Source organism: Streptomyces sp. Xyl84 (assembly GCF_059731885.1).
The window spans coordinates 1835324-1852555 of sequence record NZ_AP029182.1; the positions used below are offsets into that span (position 1 = coordinate 1835324).

14 protein-coding genes, 2 pseudogenes and 1 riboswitch are annotated in these 17232 nt (G+C 74.0%); of the genes and pseudogenes, 7 read left to right on the top strand and 9 right to left on the bottom strand.

Going from position 1 to position 17232, the window contains the following annotated elements; all coding sequences use genetic code 11:
* Positions 1–2: 2 nt before the first annotated feature.
* Positions 3–1130, bottom strand: coding sequence for a ferrochelatase (locus AC6I72_RS07825; RefSeq protein WP_498000140.1), 1128 nt, complete (start codon positions 1128–1130; stop codon positions 3–5).
* A gap of 264 nt (positions 1131–1394) precedes the next feature.
* On the opposite strand from AC6I72_RS07825, the gene AC6I72_RS07830 reads away from it, so the two are divergent.
* Both AC6I72_RS07830 and AC6I72_RS07835 read left to right on the top strand, forming a co-directional pair.
* Positions 1395–2633 (top strand): MFS transporter, encoded by a 1239-nt coding sequence (locus tag AC6I72_RS07830; RefSeq protein ID WP_498000141.1) that lies wholly within the window; start codon positions 1395–1397, stop codon positions 2631–2633.
* On the top strand, positions 2593–3912 hold the full coding sequence (locus AC6I72_RS07835) for a D-arabinono-1,4-lactone oxidase (RefSeq protein ID WP_498000142.1): 1320 nt from the start codon (positions 2593–2595) through the stop codon (positions 3910–3912). Before AC6I72_RS07830 ends, AC6I72_RS07835 begins: the two co-directional genes overlap by 41 nt.
* Here the strand turns inward: AC6I72_RS07835 and AC6I72_RS07840 are convergent.
* Complete coding sequence (locus tag AC6I72_RS07840; protein ID WP_498000143.1) at positions 3836–4753, bottom strand: hypothetical protein; 918 nt, start codon at positions 4751–4753, stop codon at positions 3836–3838. The two genes, AC6I72_RS07835 and AC6I72_RS07840, sit on opposite strands and share 77 nt — an antisense overlap.
* Positions 4754–5240: 487 nt before the next feature.
* Between AC6I72_RS07840 and sepH the strand changes: the two genes are divergently transcribed.
* On the top strand, positions 5241–6284 hold the full coding sequence (gene sepH / locus AC6I72_RS07845; RefSeq protein ID WP_498000144.1) for a septation protein SepH: 1044 nt from the start codon (positions 5241–5243) through the stop codon (positions 6282–6284).
* Between the two features lie 91 nt (positions 6285–6375).
* Here sepH and AC6I72_RS07850 read toward each other — a convergent pair whose 3' ends face one another.
* Complete coding sequence (locus AC6I72_RS07850) at positions 6376–7227, bottom strand: sulfurtransferase (RefSeq protein ID WP_498000145.1); 852 nt, start codon at positions 7225–7227, stop codon at positions 6376–6378.
* A 243-nt stretch (positions 7228–7470) separates the two neighbouring features.
* Between AC6I72_RS07850 and AC6I72_RS07855 the strand changes: the two genes are divergently transcribed.
* The 3 genes and pseudogenes from AC6I72_RS07855 to AC6I72_RS07865 form a co-directional block, all read left to right on the top strand.
* The gene (locus AC6I72_RS07855; protein WP_498000146.1) at positions 7471–8295 is read left to right on the top strand and encodes a VOC family protein; all 825 of its coding nucleotides are present in this window, start codon (positions 7471–7473) and stop codon (positions 8293–8295) included.
* Between the two features lie 96 nt (positions 8296–8391).
* A pseudogene (locus tag AC6I72_RS07860) lies at positions 8392–8691 on the top strand (helix-turn-helix domain-containing protein); the annotation flags it as partial.
* A 22-nt stretch (positions 8692–8713) separates the two neighbouring features.
* Positions 8714–8884, top strand: a pseudogene (locus tag AC6I72_RS07865) (DUF397 domain-containing protein); the annotation flags it as partial.
* Between the two features lie 25 nt (positions 8885–8909).
* Here the strand turns inward: AC6I72_RS07865 and AC6I72_RS07870 are convergent.
* From AC6I72_RS07870 to AC6I72_RS07885, 4 genes are read right to left on the bottom strand one after another with little or no spacing between them, the layout of a single operon-like run.
* Positions 8910–9569 (bottom strand): thymidine kinase, encoded by a 660-nt coding sequence (locus tag AC6I72_RS07870; RefSeq protein WP_498000147.1) that lies wholly within the window; start codon positions 9567–9569, stop codon positions 8910–8912.
* Positions 9570–9628: 59 nt separating this feature from the next.
* Complete coding sequence (locus AC6I72_RS07875) at positions 9629–10822, bottom strand: alkaline phosphatase family protein (protein ID WP_498000148.1); 1194 nt, start codon at positions 10820–10822, stop codon at positions 9629–9631.
* Complete coding sequence (locus AC6I72_RS07880; RefSeq protein ID WP_498004621.1) at positions 10822–11418, bottom strand: DUF5998 family protein; 597 nt, start codon at positions 11416–11418, stop codon at positions 10822–10824. Before AC6I72_RS07880 ends, AC6I72_RS07875 begins: the two co-directional genes overlap by 1 nt.
* Positions 11419–11467: 49 nt before the next feature.
* The gene (locus AC6I72_RS07885) at positions 11468–14413 is read right to left on the bottom strand and encodes a bifunctional acetate--CoA ligase family protein/GNAT family N-acetyltransferase (protein ID WP_498000149.1); all 2946 of its coding nucleotides are present in this window, start codon (positions 14411–14413) and stop codon (positions 11468–11470) included.
* 203 nt (positions 14414–14616) lie between these two features.
* Between AC6I72_RS07885 and AC6I72_RS07890 the strand changes: the two genes are divergently transcribed.
* Positions 14617–14898, top strand: a complete 282-nt coding sequence (locus AC6I72_RS07890; RefSeq protein ID WP_030021209.1) for an HPr family phosphocarrier protein — start codon at positions 14617–14619, stop codon at positions 14896–14898.
* A gap of 340 nt (positions 14899–15238) precedes the next feature.
* Here the strand turns inward: AC6I72_RS07890 and AC6I72_RS07895 are convergent, their stop codons facing one another.
* Both AC6I72_RS07895 and AC6I72_RS07900 read right to left on the bottom strand, forming a co-directional pair.
* Positions 15239–15895 (bottom strand): GntR family transcriptional regulator, encoded by a 657-nt coding sequence (locus tag AC6I72_RS07895; RefSeq protein ID WP_498000150.1) that lies wholly within the window; start codon positions 15893–15895, stop codon positions 15239–15241.
* A 252-nt stretch (positions 15896–16147) separates the two neighbouring features.
* Positions 16148–16906, bottom strand: a complete 759-nt coding sequence (locus AC6I72_RS07900) for a M23 family metallopeptidase (protein WP_498000151.1) — start codon at positions 16904–16906, stop codon at positions 16148–16150.
* A gap of 12 nt (positions 16907–16918) precedes the next feature.
* A riboswitch (cyclic di-AMP (ydaO/yuaA leader) is annotated at positions 16919–17077 on the bottom strand.
* Positions 17078–17232: the final 155 nt, after the last annotated feature.

Here is a 17232-nt window from a genome sequence, read left to right on the forward strand (position 1 = left end):
CCTCACGCGTAGGGGCTGTCGGCGCCCGCGGCGGCGGGACGCGGGGCGCGGGCCGGGCAGCAGCCCACCGGGCAGAGGTCGTGGCTCGCGCCGAGCGCGCCGAGGGCGCAGGGCGTGACCTGCCGCCCGCTCTCGGTGGCGGCACGCTCCAGGACCAGGTCGCGCACGGCGGCGGCGAAACGGGGGTCGGCGCCGACGGTGGCCGAGCGGCGCACCGGCAGGCCCAGTTCCTCGGCCTTGGCCGTGGCCTCCGTGTCGAGGTCGTAGAGGACCTCCATGTGGTCGGAGACGAAGCCGATGGGCGCCATGACGACGGCGGGGGCCCCGGCCGCGTGCCGCTCCTCCAGGTGGTCGCAGATGTCGGGCTCCAGCCACGGGATGTGCGGGGCGCCGGAGCGCGACTGGTAGACGAGCTGCCAGGGGTGGTCGACGCCGGTGCGTTCGCGGACCGCGTCGGCGATCAGCCGCGCCACGTCCAGGTGCTCGCGGACGTACGCCCCGCCGTCGCCGTGCTCCCCGGCCGGGCCGGAGGTGTCGGCGGCCGAGGTGGGGATGGAGTGGGTGGTGAAGGCGATGTGGGCGCCGTCGCGGACGTCGTCGGGGAGGCCGGCCAGGGACTCGATCACGCCGTCGATCATGGGTTCGACGAAGCCGGGGTGGTTGAAGTAGTGCCGCAGCTTGTCGACCCTCGGCGGTTCCAGGCCCTCGGCCTCCAGCGCGGCCAGGGAGTCGGCGAGGTTCTCCCGGTACTGGCGGCAGCCCGAGTAGGAGGCGTACGCGCTGGTGGCGAGGACGAGGATGCGGCGGCGGCCGTCGCGGACCATCTCCCGCAGGGTGTCGGTCAGGTAGGGCGCCCAGTTGCGGTTGCCCCAGTAGACCGGCAGGTCCAGGCCGTGCTCGGCGAAGTCCTTGCGCAGGGCGTCCAGCAGGGCGCGGTTCTGGGCGTTGATGGGGCTGACCCCGCCGAAGAGGAAGTAGTGCTGCCCGACTTCCTTCAGGCGTTCGGTGGGGATGCCGCGCCCGCGCGTCACGTTCTCCAGGAACGGGACCACGTCGTCCGGCCCCTCCGGGCCGCCGAAGGAGAGCAGGAGCAGGGCGTCGTACGGAGTGGCATCGAGCGCGTCTGACATGTCTCGATCCTGCCACCCTGCACCGACGGCCGGACCGCCGACCCGCACGGTCGTGCACCCCCGGCCCACGGGACCGTGCACCCCCGGACCGCACGGTCATGCACGCCCGACGCGCACGACCGTGCACCCCCTGCCCGCCGGACCGGCGCACCCCTGCCCGCCGGACCGGTGCGTCGCGGACCGCATATCCGGATGCGGCGGGGACCGGCCGGGCCGTAAGCTGTATCAGCTTCTTTCACGCCTTACCGGATCCCCGGAGACCCTGTGCCCAGCCCGTACCGCGCCCTGTTCGCCGCTCCCGGCTCCAAGGGCTTCTCCGCCGCGGGTTTCCTCGGCCGGATGCCGCTGTCGATGATGGGCATCGGCGTGGTCACGATGATCTCCCAGCTCACCGGCCGCTACGGGCTCGCGGGCGCGCTGTCGGCCACCATCGCCCTGGCCGCCGCGGCGATCGGACCGCAGATATCCCGCCTGGTCGACCGGCACGGGCAGAGCCGGGTGCTGCGCCCGGCGACCCTCGTCTCACTGGCGGCGGCGGCCGGGCTGCTGCTGGCCGCGTACTTCCGCTGGCCGGACTGGGTGCTGTTCGTGTGCGCGGCCGGGATCGGCTCGGTGCCGTCGCTGGGGGCGATGGTCCGCGCGCGCTGGGCGGCGCTGTACCGGGGCACTCCGCAACTGCACACCGCCTACTCGTTCGAGTCGGTGGTGGACGAGGTCTGCTTCATCTTCGGGCCGATCGTCTCCATCGGGCTCTCGACGGCCTGGTTCCCCGAGGCGGGGCCGCTGCTGGCCGCCTGTTTCCTGGCGGTGGGCGTCTTCTGGCTCACCTCCCAGCGGGCCACCGAGCCCGAGCCGCACCCGCGCGAGCAGCACGGCGGCGGCTCGGCGCTGCGGGCCCGCGGGCTCCAGGTGCTGGTGGCCACGTTCGTGGCGACCGGGTCGATCTTCGGGGCGGTGGACGTGGTCACCGTGGCCTTCGCCGACGAGCGGGGGCACAAGGGCGCCGCCAGTGTCGTGCTCGCGCTGTACGCGGCGGGTTCGTGCACGGCGGGCGTGCTGTTCGGCCTGCTGCGGCCGTCGGGAGCGCCCGCCCGCCGCTGGCTCCTGGGCGTCTGCACGATGGCCGTGAGTATGATCCCCCTCCTACTGGTCGGAAACCTGCCGTCTCTGGCCGTGGCGCTGTTCGTTGCGGGCCTGTCGGTCGCTCCCACGATGATCACGACGATGGCCCTCGTCGAAGAGCACGTACCGCGCGCGCACCTGACCGAGGGCATGACCTGGGTGAGTACCGGGCTGGCGGTGGGAGTGGCGCTGGGGTCGTCGGTGGCCGGCTGGGTGATCGACGCGGCCGGCGCGCGCTCCGGGTACGGGGTCCCGGCGGTGTCCGGGGCCGTCGCGGTCGCGGTCGGTTTCCTCGGGTACCGCCGGCTCAGCAGGCCGGCTCCGGGTCGGGGAGGCTCCGTTGGGCAGCACGGCGAGCGCGAAGAACGGCATATGGCGTAACTGGGGCGGGACCGTCCGCTCCCGTCCCGCGCGGGAGGTGACACCCGCGTCGGTGGACGAACTGGCCGCGGCCGTGCGGCGGGCCGCCGAGGACGGCCTGCCGGTCAAGGCGGTGGGCACCGGCCACTCCTTCACGTCCATCGCCGCCACCGACGGGGTCCTGGTCCGCCCCCGGTTGCTGGCCGGCATCCGCGGCATCGACCGCGAGGCCATGACCGTCACGGTGGAGGCGGGCACCCCGCTCAAGCGGCTGAACGTGGCCCTCGCGCGCGAGGGGCTGTCCCTCACGAACATGGGCGACATCATGGAGCAGACGGTGTCCGGGGCGACCAGCACCGGCACCCACGGCACCGGCCGCGAGTCGGCCTCCCTCTCCGCCCAGATCAAGGGCCTGGAGCTGGTCACGGCCGACGGTTCGGTGCTCACCTGCTCCGAGAAGGAGAACCCGGAGGTCTTCGCGGCCGCCCGGATGGGCCTGGGCGCGTTCGGCATCGTCACGGCGATCACCTTCGCCGTCGAGCCGGTCTTCCTGCTCACCGCCCGCGAGGAACCGATGCCCCTGGACCGGGTGCTGGCGGAGTTCGACCAGCTCTGGGCGGAGAACGAGCACTTCGAGTTCTACTGGTTCCCGCACACCGGCAGCACCAACACCAAGCGCAACAACCGCAGCGCCGGCCCCGAGGCGCCGGTGGCGCCGCTGGCCGGCTGGATCGAGGACGAGTTCCTCTCCAACGGCGTCTTCCAGGCGGCCAACTGGGTCGGCCGCGCGGTGCCCGCCACCATCCCCACGATCGCCCGTCTCTCCAGCCGGGCGCTGTCGGCCCGGACGTACACCGACATCCCGTACAAGGTCTTCACCTCGCCGCGGCGGGTGCGGTTCGTGGAGATGGAGTACGCCGTTCCACGGGCGGCGCTGACGGACACACTGCGCGAGCTGAAGGCGATGGTGGACCGCTCCGGGCTGCGCGTGAGCTTCCCGGTGGAGGTGCGCACCGCCCCCGCCGACGACATCACCCTGTCCACGGCGTCGGGGCGGGACAGCGCCTACGTCGCGGTCCACATGTTCCGCGGCACGCCCTACCAGCGGTACTTCACCGCGGCCGAGCGGATCTTCACCGCGCACGAGGGCCGGCCGCACTGGGGGAAGATCCACACCAGGGACGCGGAGTACTTCGCGCGGGTTTATCCGCGTTTCGGCGAGTTCACCGCGCTGCGGGACCGACTGGATCCGGAACGCCGTTTCCGGAACGACTACTTGCGGAGGGTGCTGGGGCAGTAGCCGAGGCGCCGGGCCCGGGGGCCGTCGCGCCGGTGCCCGGCGTGCCGTCCGAGCCGGAGCCCGGGTCAGGGCCCGAACCGGAGTCCGTTCCCGGGTCGGTGCCCGATCCGGAGGGCGTCCCGCCCCCGGAACCCGTGCCCGTGCCGTCCGTGCTCCCCGTGCCGCTGTGCGTTCCGCTGTCCGGGGTCGGCGTCGGGGTCCCGGTCGCCCCCTGCCCGGGTCCGCCGGAGACGCCCGCACCCGGCGACGCCCCGTCATCCGTTCCGGTGGTTGCGGCCGGCGAGCCGGACGGCTCTGGGGTGTCGCCGCCGGACGGCGCCGCCTTCCCCCGGTGGCCCGTCACGGCGTCGCCGACCGTGGTGCCGCCGTGGCCGCTGAAGCTGCTGCCCGACACTAGTTCGTACGCGGTGATCCCGGCCATGGTGACGCCGAACACCAGGGCCGCCGCGATCACCGGCCGCTTCCAGCTCTTGACGCGGGCCCGGTAGACCGTGCCCTCGGAGAACTCGCCGGGGGCCGGTGCCGCTCCCCCGGGAGCCGGTGCCGCGCCGGTGCCGGGCGTCCCGGCCGCGACCGGCCGGACGGAGACGGTCGCGGTGCGGATCTGCTCGCCGGTGCGCCGGAAGAAGTGCTGGAAGACCGAACCGCCGCAGGTGGCGACCACGCTGACGACGCCTGCCCCCAGGATCGTGCCGTAGACACCGAAGTACGAGGCGAGTTTCGCGGCCACCACGGCGGCCACCGCGCTGCCCGCGACCTGGGCCACGCTCAGGTCGATCCGCCGCCGCCTCACCTCCTGCCCCGTACTCGGCTCGTCACCGCTCTCGGGCCTTTCACGCATACCCGGACCTTGCCTGCCTCTCCCGTACATGACCGACCTTCGGGATCTGATCGGCCGACTGCACGAGAAAGGGACGTACGGACGAAACCGTTAGTTCCGTTTCTGGTGATTACGTGAAGTACGCCACGTTCATGATCGATAAAACGGGTCAGGGGCGGCCAAGTCCCTCCCCTTGCCAGAAGTTGGGCGGCGCGCCGATCCACGCACGTGGTCCGAATGGAGTACTGTTGCGAGCCCTGGGTCCGGCCTCCCGCCGGGGTGTCCGAGACCTGCTGGACCGCCGGGAGGGGGCTGGTTGCACAGGGTGACGCAGTTGGTCACTGAGCGTTGTGAACAGGTAACCGTGCCATAACGGCGTTCCAGGGCCCGCGCCCGACACGCCGGGCAACTCGGCAAGGTTGTGGCAGGCTGCACCCGGGCAGGCCACACTCGACTAGCGGAAGCAGCGACGCACGTGACGTCGGCAGGCACCACCCGGGAGGTCCCCATGCCCGAACTGCGTGTCGTGGCCGTCTCCAATGACGGCACACGGCTGGTGCTGAAGGCTGCGGACAGCACGGAGTACACGCTTCCCATCGACGAACGGCTCCGCGCCGCCGTGCGCGGCGACCGTCCCCGCCTCGGCCAGATCGAGATCGAGGTGGAGAGCCATCTCCGCCCCCGTGACATCCAGGCGCGGATAAGAGCAGGTGCGACCGCGGAAGAGGTCGCCCAGCTCGCCGGCATCCCCGTGGACCGCGTGCGCCGCTTCGAGGGCCCCGTGCTGGCCGAGCGCGCCTTCATGGCCGAGCGGGCCCGCAAGACCCCGGTCCGCCGCCCCGGCGAGAACTCCGGCCCGCTGCTCGGTGAGGCCGTCCAGGAGCGGCTGCTGCTGCGCGGCGCCGAGAAGGACACCGTGCAGTGGGACTCCTGGCGCCGCGACGACGGCACCTGGGAGGTCCTGCTGGTCTACCTGGTCGCGGGCGAACCGCACTCGGCGAGCTGGACGTACGACCCGCCGCGGCGGCTCGTGCAGGCCGTCGACGCGGAGGCGCGCGCCCTGATCGGCGAGTCGGACGACCTCGGCGCACCGGAGCCCAGCTTCCCGTTCGTGCCCCGCATCGCCCGGCTGCCCCGCGACCGTCCCCTGGACCGGGAGCGTGACCGGGACCGCGACCGTCCCGCGCTGCCGGCGCAGTCGCTCGAACCGGCCGCGGAGAGCACGGGCGAGCGCGACTCCCTGACCAGCCTGCTGGAGGCGGTGCCGAGCTTCCGCGGTGACCTGGTGGTGCCCGAGCGCACCCCGGAGTCCGTGGACGAGCCCGACGAGGAGGCCGCGGTGGAGGAACCGCCCGCTCCCGCGGCGTCCGCCGGCGCCGGTTCCGCCTACGCGGACGTGCTCATGCCCCGCTCGGTCGGCAGCCACCGCGACCGTCTCGTCGGCGCGACCGACCGGCAGGCCGAGGCGGACGGTGTCCGGCCCGGCCGCCGGGCCGCCGTCCCCAGCTGGGACGAGATCGTCTTCGGCACCCGCCGCAAGAAGCAGGAGTAGCGGGCGCCCGCGCACGGGACCCAGGGCCCCGGCGTACGGCGCTCCGGGCCGCGCGACCGGCGCGGCCCTCGTCGCCGTACGCCCCGCGCGCCTACTGCGGGTCGGATCCCACCGCCACCGGCCGGGACGGGTCCGAGGACCACTCCGACCACGAACCCACGTACAGGGCCGCCGGGATGCCCGCCACGGCCAGGGCCAGCACCTCGTGCGCGCCGGAGACGCCCGAGCCGCAGTAGACACCCACGTGCGTGCCCTCGGACGCGCCCAGCGCCCGGAACCGCTCCCGCAGCTCGGCCGCGGGCAGGAAACGCCCGTCGGGGCCCACGTTCTCCGTCGTGGGGGCGGACACCGCGCCCGGGATGTGGCCGCCGACGCGGTCGACGGGCTCCACCTCACCGCGGTAGCGCTCCCCCGCTCGCGCGTCGAACAGGACGCCCGAGCGGGCCAACTCCCCCGCGGCGTCGGCGTCCAGCAGCTCCAGGGCGCCGGGCGACGGCGTGAAGTCGCCCTCGGCCGGTTCGGGAACCGCCGTCTCCAGCGGACCGTCCCAGGCCGCCAGGCCGCCGTCCAGGACCCGTACGTCGGGGTGCCCGGTCCAGCGCAGCAGCCACCAGGCGCGCGCCGCCGCCCAGCCCTGCCCGCCGTCGTACACGACGACCGGCCGGCCGGCGCTGACCCCGGCGCGGCGCATCGCCGCACCGAACTCCGCGGTGGCGGGCAGCGGGTGGCGGCCGTGCGCGCCCGGCGCCGAGGCCAGTTCACGGTCCAGATCCACGAAGACGGCGCCGGGGACATGCCCGGCCGCGTGGGCCGCGCGCCCGTCGAAGGGCGGCTCCCCGGCGGCCCTGGCGAGACTGAGCTGCCAGCGGACGTCGAGCAGGACCGGCGGGTTCGGCCCCGCGAGGGCCGCCGCCAGATCGGGTGCGGAGATGATGGCGTTCATGGTCACCATCCTCGCGCACGGGGTGGCCGTCGCGTCCCGGTCCCGCTACTCTGCTCGGCCGGACAGGTCCGATCACCACGCGTACGGGATCGGCCACATGCTGTGCGCTCGATCGACATCCGCCGGCAAGCGCGCCGAAACGGTCAGGACACCGCACAGGGGGCATCCTCCGGTCGACGACCGGGGTCCGGGGAAGAGCGGAAGCGACACGGCCACCGCGAGGGGCCGGAGAAGAGAGTGACGATGACTCAGGCACCGGAGCCGGCCGGACGGGACGTCCGGACACCCGCCCGGCACACGCCCGGCGCACCCTGCTGGGTGAGCCTGATGGTGCACGACATGACGGCGACGCAGGCCTTCTACGGGGAGCTGTTCGGCTGGGAGTTCGAACCGGGGCCGCCCCAGCTCGGTCCCTACGTGCGGGCGCTGCGGGACGGGCGGTACGTGGCGGGCATCGGTCTGCTGCCGGCGGACCAGCACCTGCCCGTCGCCTGGACGCCGTACCTCGCCTCGGACGACGTGGACCTGACGGCCGAAACGGTACGGCTGTGCGGCGGCACGGTCGGGGTGGGGCCGATCGACGCGGGCGAGGTCGGCCGGCTCGCGCTGGGCTGCGACCCCTCGGGGGCGGTCTTCGGCGTCTGGCAGATGCCGCCCGAGCGCGGCCCCGACGCGGGCGGGGTGCCCGGCACGCCCGTCTGGAACGAACTGCGGACCTACGAGACGGCCGACGTCGCCAAGTTCTACGGGACGCTGTTCGGGTACGAGGAGCGGCGGACGGGGGCCGGCGGCGAGGGGATCGCAGGGGGCGCCGCCGACCACGTGACCCTCTGTCTCGACGGCCGCCCGGTCGCCGGGATCCTCGGCATCGGCCCCGCCCTGCGGCAGGACGGGGGGTCGCACTGGACGACGTACTTCGAGGTGGACGACGTGGACGCGGCGCTGGAGCGCGTGACCGCGCTCGGCGGGCGGGTCCTCACCGCGCCCGAGGAGACCGCCCACGGCCGGACGGCCGCGGTCGCGGATGCCGAGGGGGCCCGGTTCGCTCTGGTGCACAGCGGGCACTGACAGGACGTGCCTGTACGCGCCGCGTCCCCGCCTGTCGGAGCCGTGCGCCGTGACGCCGTGTCCGTCGGCGTCGGGGCGGAGGAGGCGGTGATGCGCATGACCGAGCGCGAGGGCGCGGAGGCAGGGGCGCAGGCGGGGCAGCGGTCCGGGGACGAGGCGGGGCGCGGTGTCGTCACCGCGTTCGGGCAGACCCTGAAGACGCTGAGGCCGCGGGTGGGGCTGGAACGCGAGGAGTCCGGGCGGCAGTTCGGGTACTCGGCGTCCACGATCGCGTCGTTCGAGCAGGGACGGCGGATTCCGTCGCCCCGGACGATCGAGCGGGCCGACGAGGTTCTGAAGGCGCAGGACTTGCTGTGTCTGTGGAAGGAGCAGGTGGAGCGGGTTCAGTATCCGGTCGGCGGCAGTTGCCGGGAGAGCTGTGAACACCCCCGAGTCCGAACTCACCTGGTTCAGGAGCAGCTACGGCGACACCGAGGGCGGCCGATGCGTCCAAGTCGCAGCCGGCGCGGCCGTTGTCCACGTCCGGGACTCCAAAGCTGCCGGCAGTCCCCTGCTCACCGTCTCGCGTGAGGCATGGGCCGGGTTCGCCGGGGCGGCGCGGCTGACGCGGTCGGTCAGCGGCGGGCGCCGGGTTCCACCGGGAGGACGTCCGGTGACAGCGCGCCCGCCCGGGCAGAGGCCGCCGTCATGCGCCTGCGGTGGTGGCGGCGGCACAGGACCTCGTAGCCGACCTCGTCCTCGGACTGGTTGACGTCGCCGACGACCACCTGGGCGCCCTCGACGACCATGACGCCGCCCACCGTGCGGGCGTTGTGCGTGGCGCGGGCGCCGCACCAGCACAGGGCCTCGACCTGGAGCACCTCGACCCGGTCGGCCAGCTCGACCAAGCGCTGGGAGCCGGGGAACAGCTTGGAGCGGAAGTCGGTCGTGATGCCGAAGGCGTAGACGTCGATCTCCAGGTCGTCGACGACGCGGGCGAGCTGGTCGATCTGCTCCGGGGCGAGGAACTGCGCCTCATCGGCGATCACGTAGTCGGCCCGGCCGCCCCGGGAGAGGTGGTCGACGAGGTAGGCGTACAGGTCGACGCCGTCCTCGACCTCCACCGCGTCCGTGACCAGGCCGAGCCGTGAGGACAGTTTGCCCTCGCCCGCCCGGTCGTCGCGGGTGAAGATCATGCCGGCGAGGCCGCGCGCCGAGCGGTTGTGCTCGATCTGGAGAGCCAGTGTCGACTTCCCGCAGTCCATGGTTCCGGAGAAGAACACCAGCTCGGGCATGAGGGGGCGGGCACCTTTCGGCGAGGTCGGTGAGGGAGAGGGTGCGGGCGGAGGAGGCTTCAGGAGCGTACTTCGAGGAGGGGGACCAACTGCTCGGCAGGGGTCATCGAGCCGTGGTTGCCGACCATCGAGGACTCCTTGGGTTCCCGCTCGGAGGCGATGAGCAGGACGTCGTCCCGGGCCGCCGCGACGACGTCGCCGATCCGCGCGTACACCCGCTCGTCGATGCGCGGACCGAACCAGCCGGCCTCGATCGCCTCGTCGCGCGAGGCCACCCAGAACTGCTCGCCGAGCACCTCGCGCCAGCAGGTCAGCACGTCGTCCGCGGCGCCGGGCACCGCGTAGACGTGGCGGGCGCGGCCCTCGCCGCCGAGCAGGGCGACGCCGGCCCGCAGCTCCCAGTCCTCGTCGAAGTCGAGGCGGTGCTCCTCGTCGAACGGGATGTCGACCATGCCGTGGTCGGCGGTGACGTAGAGGGCGCTGCGCGGCGGAAGCTGCTCGGCCAGGCGCTGGACCAGCCGGTCGACGCACATCAGCTGGCCGCGCCAGGCGTCGGAGTCCACGCCGTAGCGGTGGCCGGCGCCGTCGAGTTCGGAGTAGTACGTGTAGACGAGGGCGCGGTCGGCGGCGGCGAGCTGCCCGGCCGCCGCGTCCATGCGGTCCTCGCCGGTCAGCCGTCCCAGGAAGGTGCCGCCGCTGAGCGCGACCTTGGTCAGCGGGGTGTTCTGGAAGGTCGGGGAGGACACCTGCGCGGCGTGCACCCCCGCGCGGTGGGCCAGCTCGAAGACCGTGGGGTACGGCTGCCAGGCGCGCGGATCGGTGTACGGCTGCCAGCGCAGCTGGTTCATCAGGCCGCCGGTGGCCGGGTCGCGCACGGTGTAGCCGGGCAGGCCGTGCGCGCCCGGGGGCAGGCCGGTGCCGACGGAGGCGAGGGAGGTCGCGGTGGTGGCCGGGTAGCCGGCGGTGAGCGGGCGGCCGGTGCCGCCGCGCGAGCTGCCCAGCAGGGAGGTCAGGAAGGGCGCCTCGTCGGGGTGCGCCCTCAGCTGCTCCCAGCCGAGTCCGTCGATCAGGAAGACGCAGGCGCGGTCGGTGGGGGTCAGCTCGCCGATCGCGGCCGTCGTCTCCGGTACGCCCATGCCCGCGGCCAGCGTGGGCAGCAGGTCGGCGAGCGAGCCCGAGCCGTACTCGGGGACGGGCGCGGAGGCGACGGCCAGGGGTTCGGGGTGGTCCCAGGCGGTGGGCTGTGCCGACATCAGCGGGTGACGTCCGCGGTGGCCTCGGAGATGGCCTGGGCGAAGTCGAGGGCCTGGCGCACGGTCTCCGGGCCGTCCCCGGCCTCGCTGACGCGCAGGCTCAGGTCGTCGGCGGTCGAGCTCCCGGTGTAGCCGTGGTCGGCCTCGCAGTTCGGGTCGCCGCAGGCGGCGGGCTCCAGGTCGATGCGGGAGACGGCGCCCCAGCCGATGGTGAGGACGACCTCGCGCGGCGGGGTGCCCGGCTTGTACTGCTCCGGGTTGGCGACGACCCGGCTGACCACGACCGACGAGATCCGGCCGAGCTTGACCGACTCGGTGGACGTGGTGGCGTACGGCGTCGGGGAGGTGCTGTCGGCGGCCTGCTCGTCGGTGTGGCTGACGATGAAGCGGTTGCCGGTGAGGACGAGCACCGTGACGTGCCGCCGTACTTCGTTCTGGTCGAAGGTGGTCTCCTGGTGGACCAGGTACGACCGGATGGGCTCGCCGCCCACGGCGGCCTCCACCGCCTCGGCCACGAGAGCCGGGTAGTAGCCGCTGCGTTCGATCGCCGCCCGCAGCCCCTGGGTCGTCGTACTGGTCTTGGCCATGCCGTCCATCCTACGGGGAGGCACTGACTGCGAGGCACCGTCGGTGCGAGGGATCCGGTCAGTAGGCCGGGAGGGTGCGCGGGCCGAGGTCGTCGCGGACGGGCGGGGGCGCGAGGCGCACGCTCGCGCCGAGCACGCTCAGCCCGCGCGGGGCGACGACGACCGGCTCCAGGGTGACCGCGACGACTTCGGGGTGGTCGTCGACCAGGCGGGACACCCGCAGCAGCAGTTCCTTCAGGGCAGGCGTGTCGACCGGCGCCGAGCCGCGCCAGCCGAACAGGAGGGGGGCAGTCCGGATCGAGCGGATCATGGAGGTGGCCTCCGGTTCGGTGACCGGGACCAGGCGGTGCGCCGTGTCGTCGAGCAACTGGGAGGCGGCTCCGGCGAGCCCGAAGGAGAGCACCGCGCCGGCCGCCGGGTCGATGACGGCCCGGACGACGGTGTCGACGCCGCGGGGTGCCATCGTCTGCACCACCGGCCGCACTGCCTGCGGGCTGCCGAACAGGTCCGTCAATTCCGCGTAGGCCCGCCGCAGTTGTTCCTCGTCGGCGAGGTCGAGGCGTACGCCGCCCAGGTCGGCGCGGTGGCGCAGGTGCGGGGCGGTGGCCTTCAGGGCGACCGGGTAGCCGAGGGTGCGGGCGGCTTCGGCGGCGGCGTCCGGGGTGGGCGCGGGGACGGCCCGGCGGACGTGGATCCCGTAGCTGCCGAGCAGCTCGCAGGTCTCCTCGGTGCCGAGGGTGAGGCCCTGCCCGCGCGCGAGGAGCCCGCCGATGAGGGCGGCGGCGCCCTTCTCGTCGATGTCGTCGTACTCGGGCACCTTGCCCGGTTCGGCCGCCTCGCGCCGCCACTGGCCGTACCGCACGGCCTCGGCGAGGGCCCGCACCGCACGCTCGGCGGCGGGGTAGGCGGGGATGAGCCGCGGACCGCCGCCCGACGGGGCGGGGGCGGGGGGCGCGGGGAGCGGGGCCGGGCGGAAGCCGGGCGCGGCGGGCGGGGCCGCCCAGGGGCCGGGGGCCGGGGCCGCCGGGAGGCCGGGGGCCGGTGGGACGGGCTGGGGCGGGGTGCCGTTGGGATGCGGGCCCGTGCTGGCCGCGGCCGAGAGGGCCTCCGCGAGGCCGCCCAGTTCGACGTGGACCACGAGCACCGGTTTGCCGGGGGTCGCCTCGGCGGCCGAGCGCAGCGCCTCGGCCAGGGCCGCGTCCTCGGTGGCCCCCTCCCCCAGGGCCGGGATCGCGGTGACCACCACCGCGTCGCTCGTCTCGTCGGCCAGCGCCCGGGACAGCGCCGCCCGGAAGTCCTCCGCGGAGGCGGCCGTCGTGAGGTCCTGCGGCGGCTGGGGGCGCAGGCCCTCGGCCAGGCAGCGGTCGTAGGTGAGGACGCCCAGCGACTCGGAGTTGCCGAGGATCGCCACCCGGGGCCCGGCGGGCAGCGGCTGCCGGGCCAGCAGCAGCCCGGTGTCGACCAGCTCCGTGATGGTGTCGACCCGGATCACGCCGGCCTGCCGCAGCAGCGCGGACACCGTGGCGTGCGGCAGCCGCGTCGCCCGGACGGCGTGCCCCTGGGGCGCCGAGCCGGCCCCCTGCACGACGACGAGCGGCTTCACCGCCGCCGTGCGCCGGGCGAGCCGGGTGAACTTGCGCGGGTTGCCGATGGACTCCAGGTACATGAGGGCGACGTCGGTGTCGGGGTCGTCGTACCAGTACTGGAGGACGTCGTTGCCGGAGACGTCCGCGCGGTTGCCGGAGGAGACGAAGGTCGACACGCCCGTCACCCCGGTCACCCCGCCGCCGCGCCGGTGCAGCCGGGAGAGCAGGGCGATGCCGATGGCGCCGGACTGGGCGAACATGCCGATCCGGCCGGGCCGGGGCATCTCGGGCGCGAGGGAGGCGTTCAGCCGGACCTGCGGCGAGGTGTTGACGATCCCGAACGCGTTCGGCCCGACGATCCGCATGCCGTACGTGCGCGCCTGCCGCACCAGGGCGCGCTGGCGCTCCCGCCCCTCCGGGCCGCTCTCCGCGTACCCGGCGGAGACCACGACGAGTCCCTGCACGCCGTGCTCGCCGCACTCGGTGACCACCTCGGGCACCTGCCCGGCCGGTACGGCGACCACGGCGAGGTCGACCGGTCCGTCGATCTCCCGCACCGAGCGGCGGGCGGGCACCCCGTCGATCTCCTCGCACTCCTGGCCGAAGGCCCGGTTGACGGCGTACAGCCGGCCCGTGAAACCGGCCTCGCGCAGATGGCCGAGGAGGGTGCGGCCCACGCCCCCGGGCGCGCGGCCCGCTCCGATGACGGCGACCGAGCCGGGTACCAGCAGCCGCCGCACCGAGCGCGCCTCCGCGCGCTGCTCGCGCGCGTGCTGCACGGCCAGCGAGCGGTCGGTCGGCTCGATGTCGAACTCCAGGCGTACGACGCCGTCCTCGAAGCTGCGCTTCTGGGTGTACCCGGCGTCGGTGAACACCTTGATCATCTTGTTGTTGGCGGGCAGCACCTCCGCGGCGAAACGGCGGATGCCGCGCTCGCGGGCGACCGCCGCGATGTGCTCCAGGAGCGCGGAGGCGACGCCGCGGCCCTGGTGGGCGTCCTGCACCAGGAAGGCGACCTCGGCCTCGTCGGCGGGCTCGGACAGGGCGGGCGCGGCGGCGGACGGGGCGGCGGGGGCGGAGGCCGGTGCGTCGGCGGACACGGCGGTGGGCGCTCCGGCGGCGCCGAGGCGGTCGTAGCGTACGGTGGCGATGAACTCGCCGCCGATGGTGGCCGCGAGTCCCACCCGGTCCACGAAGTCGTGGTGCGTGAAGCGGTGGACGTCCTTCGCGGACAGTCGCGGGTAGGGCGCGAAGAAGCGGTAGTACTTGGACTCGTCCGACACCTGTTCGTAGAAGCTGACCAGCCGGTCGGCGTCCTCGGCGGTGATGGGGCGGATCCGCGCGGTGCCGCCGTCGCGCAGCACCACGTCCGCCTCCCAGTGGGCGGGATACTCGTGCCGGTCCGACGAGGTGCGCATGGGCCCCAGAGTACGGCTCGCGTCCGGCGACGGCGCGAGGCAGTCTGTGGAGCACACGCGCGAGGACACGCCCGGGGCGGGCACCTGCCGGACCGAGGCCGCGGTCCGGCACCGCCGGGACACCGGTTGCGGTGCCGTCCGGGACGTGCTTCACGTATGGGAAACTGGTCTAGACAACCTGAAACACTGAAGGGCAGCATCACATGGCTGAGCGCCGCGTCAACGTCGGCTGGGCCGAGGGCCTCCACGCCCGCCCCGCTTCCATCTTCGTCCGGGCCGCCACGGCCGCAGGGGTCCCCGTGACGATCGCCAAGGCCGACGGCAACCCCGTCAACGCGGCCTCCATGCTGGCCGTCCTCGGCCTCGGCGCGCAGGGCGGCGAGGAGATCGTCCTCGCCTCCGACGCCGAGGGTGCGGACGCCGCCCTGGACCGGCTGGCCAAGCTGGTCGCCGAGGGGCTCGAGGAGCTTCCCGAGACCGTCTGACCGCTCACCGCTCACCGAGTGCCGGGCGCGGCCACGGCCCCGCCCGGCCGCCGCTCACCGGCCGCGGTGCAGCACAGCGCGGACGAAAGCCGCGTCGCCCTTTTCTTCACGGGCGGCGCGGTTTTCGCGTGTTCAGTGCGCTCCGGAAAAGTGCGCGCGCACGCCGGAATCACGATCGTGCCGCCCGGCGATAACGCGCGCGGGCGCATACCGAGAACGCGATCGGGCGCACACCGGAAACGTGATCGCGCACACCGGAGACGCGCGCGAATTCGAGGCGGCGCGAATAACCGCCCGGCGCTTCCTCCGGTCGATTTCCTCTTTGTATACGGCAGCCTTGTTAATGCCGGACGCCCGATGTGTTGACGGGACGTTTCGGGGCGCTCACACGCTGCGCGGCGGTCACCCGCTCCGTGTGCAGGGCGGTGAGCGCCCGCGCGCGCTCGGCGTCGCCGCGTGCCACGGCGTCCACGATCGCCCTGTGCTCGTCCCAGGCCTCCACCGGGTCGGCCGGGTCCGGCACCCCGTACATCCAGGCGATCTTGTACCGGAGCTGGGTCAGGGCGGCGGTCAGCGCGGGACTGCCGCAGGCCTGCGCCAGGGTCTCGTGGAACCAGGCCGCCAGCGACCGCAGTTCCTCGCCGCCGCTGCCCGCCCGCTCCCGCCCCAGCCTGACCAGGCCGCGCAGCACCTTCAGATGGGCCTCGGTGCGCCGCTGGGCGGCCCGCGCCGCGCCCAGCGGCTCCAGCAGGAGGCGCATCTCCAGCAGGTCGGCGGCCTCCTGCCCGGTGGGCTCGGCGACACACGCGCCGGCGTGCCGGCGGGTCACGACGAAACCCTCGGCCTCCAGCGTGCGCAGGGCCTCGCGCACGGGCACGCGCGAGACGCCGTAGCGTCGGGCGAGGACCTCCTCGGCGAGCCGGGCGCCGCGCTCGTGGACGCCGGCGACGATGTCGTCCCGGATCGCCGTGCACACCGAGTGCGCCGGAACGCGCATGACCGACCTCCGCATTGATCCCGTGCGACTCCGCGACGAACGCGTGTTCCGCGACTCTATGACAATGCGCGGGAATTTCCGACCGCACGACGGAATCCGGGGTTATTTTTTGGTCAACGCGGAGCCTGGGAATACCGAAAACCCCGGCCGGGCGGCCGGGGCTTTCGGTGTCGTTCAGATGTCCGCGTGATCAGCGTCCACGTGTTCGGAGGTACGGGCCGTCGGACGGGCACGCCCTCGCAGGTGCCGCCGTCAGACGTTCACGCCGTGCTTGCGCAGGTAGGCGATCGGGTCGACGTCCGAGCCGTAGTCGGGGGTGGTGCGCGCCTCGAAGTGCAGGTGCGGGCCGGTGACGTTCCCGGTGGCGCCGGACAGGCCGATCTGCTGCCCCGGCGTGACCTGCTGGCCCACCGAGACGTCGATGGACGACAGGTGCCCGTACTGGGTGTACATGCCGTCGGCCATCCTGATCACGACCTGGTTGCCGTACGCCCCGCCCCAGCCGGTCTGCACGACGGTGCCGACGCCGACCGCGTGCACCGCGGTGCCGCTCGCGGCGTGGAAGTCGATGCCGGTGTGCGAGCCGGAGGACCACAGGGAGCCGCCGGTCTTGTAGCCGGTGGAGACGTACGAGCCGGTGATCGGCGGCACGAAGGTGTTGAGGCGCTTGCGCTCGGCCTCGCGGGCGGCCCGCTCCTTGGCCTCGCGCGCCTTCTTCGCCTGCTCGGCGGCCCGCTTGCGCGCGGCCTCCTCGGCCTGCTTGTGCCGGGCCGCCTCCAGCTGGGCGGCGGCCTGGGCGTCGACCCGCTCGGCGACGGTGTCGCCGAGGCTGACGACCGGGGTGAGGCCGGTGTCCGCGGGGGCCGGGGTCTCGGCGGCCAGGGCCGGGGAGGCGGCGAGGGTGCCGATGACGCCGGTGGTGGTGAGGGCCGCGACACCCGCCGCGCGGGCGGTGGTGCGCTGCACCCGGCCGGGACGGCGGTGCTTCCCGGTGGCGCGCGTGAACGCCATGTGGTGGCTGGTCCTTTCCTTCCCTCTCGCCTACCGGGTTAGCTGACGGGTTCGGAGCAGGAAGGTCTCCTACGGGCCCCGCGCGTGCGCGGCGCCCGATTCACCCCAGGGACTGAGTGGGTCCCCGGCTCCCCTGGCTCGCGCCGTACGGGGACTCGGCGATGGCTGTCCGGTGCCGCGGGTGCGGCGCACTGCCCGACGAACAGCCGGACCGACGCTAGACGGGCCCGCTTTCCGATCCCAAACGGATCCGGGTTTTTGTAGCGCAGGCCACAGGGCAGAAGGGCAGCCACTCCCCCAATCCGGACATCCCAGAGCCCTGGTGA

What these genes read in the sequence shown, in the direction of transcription:
- AC6I72_RS07825 (WP_498000140.1), bottom strand. Translation starts at nt 1,130, where the DNA reads ATGTCAGACGCGCTCGATGCCACTCCGTACGACGCCCTGCTCCTGCTC.
- AC6I72_RS07840 (WP_498000143.1), bottom strand. Translation starts at nt 4,753, where the DNA reads ATGCGTGAAAGGCCCGAGAGCGGTGACGAGCCGAGTACGGGGCAGGAG.
- sepH (WP_498000144.1), top strand. Translation starts at nt 5,241, where the DNA reads ATGCCCGAACTGCGTGTCGTGGCCGTCTCCAATGACGGCACACGGCTG.
- AC6I72_RS07850 (WP_498000145.1), bottom strand. Translation starts at nt 7,227, where the DNA reads ATGAACGCCATCATCTCCGCACCCGATCTGGCGGCGGCCCTCGCGGGG.
- AC6I72_RS07855 (WP_498000146.1), top strand. Translation starts at nt 7,471, where the DNA reads ATGACTCAGGCACCGGAGCCGGCCGGACGGGACGTCCGGACACCCGCC.
- AC6I72_RS07870 (WP_498000147.1), bottom strand. Translation starts at nt 9,569, where the DNA reads ATGCCCGAGCTGGTGTTCTTCTCCGGAACCATGGACTGCGGGAAGTCG.
- AC6I72_RS07875 (WP_498000148.1), bottom strand. Translation starts at nt 10,822, where the DNA reads ATGTCGGCACAGCCCACCGCCTGGGACCACCCCGAACCCCTGGCCGTC.
- AC6I72_RS07880 (WP_498004621.1), bottom strand. Translation starts at nt 11,418, where the DNA reads ATGGACGGCATGGCCAAGACCAGTACGACGACCCAGGGGCTGCGGGCG.
- AC6I72_RS07885 (WP_498000149.1), bottom strand. Translation starts at nt 14,413, where the DNA reads ATGCGCACCTCGTCGGACCGGCACGAGTATCCCGCCCACTGGGAGGCG.
- AC6I72_RS07890 (WP_030021209.1), top strand. Translation starts at nt 14,617, where the DNA reads ATGGCTGAGCGCCGCGTCAACGTCGGCTGGGCCGAGGGCCTCCACGCC.
- AC6I72_RS07895 (WP_498000150.1), bottom strand. Translation starts at nt 15,895, where the DNA reads ATGCGCGTTCCGGCGCACTCGGTGTGCACGGCGATCCGGGACGACATC.
- AC6I72_RS07900 (WP_498000151.1), bottom strand. Translation starts at nt 16,906, where the DNA reads ATGGCGTTCACGCGCGCCACCGGGAAGCACCGCCGTCCCGGCCGGGTG.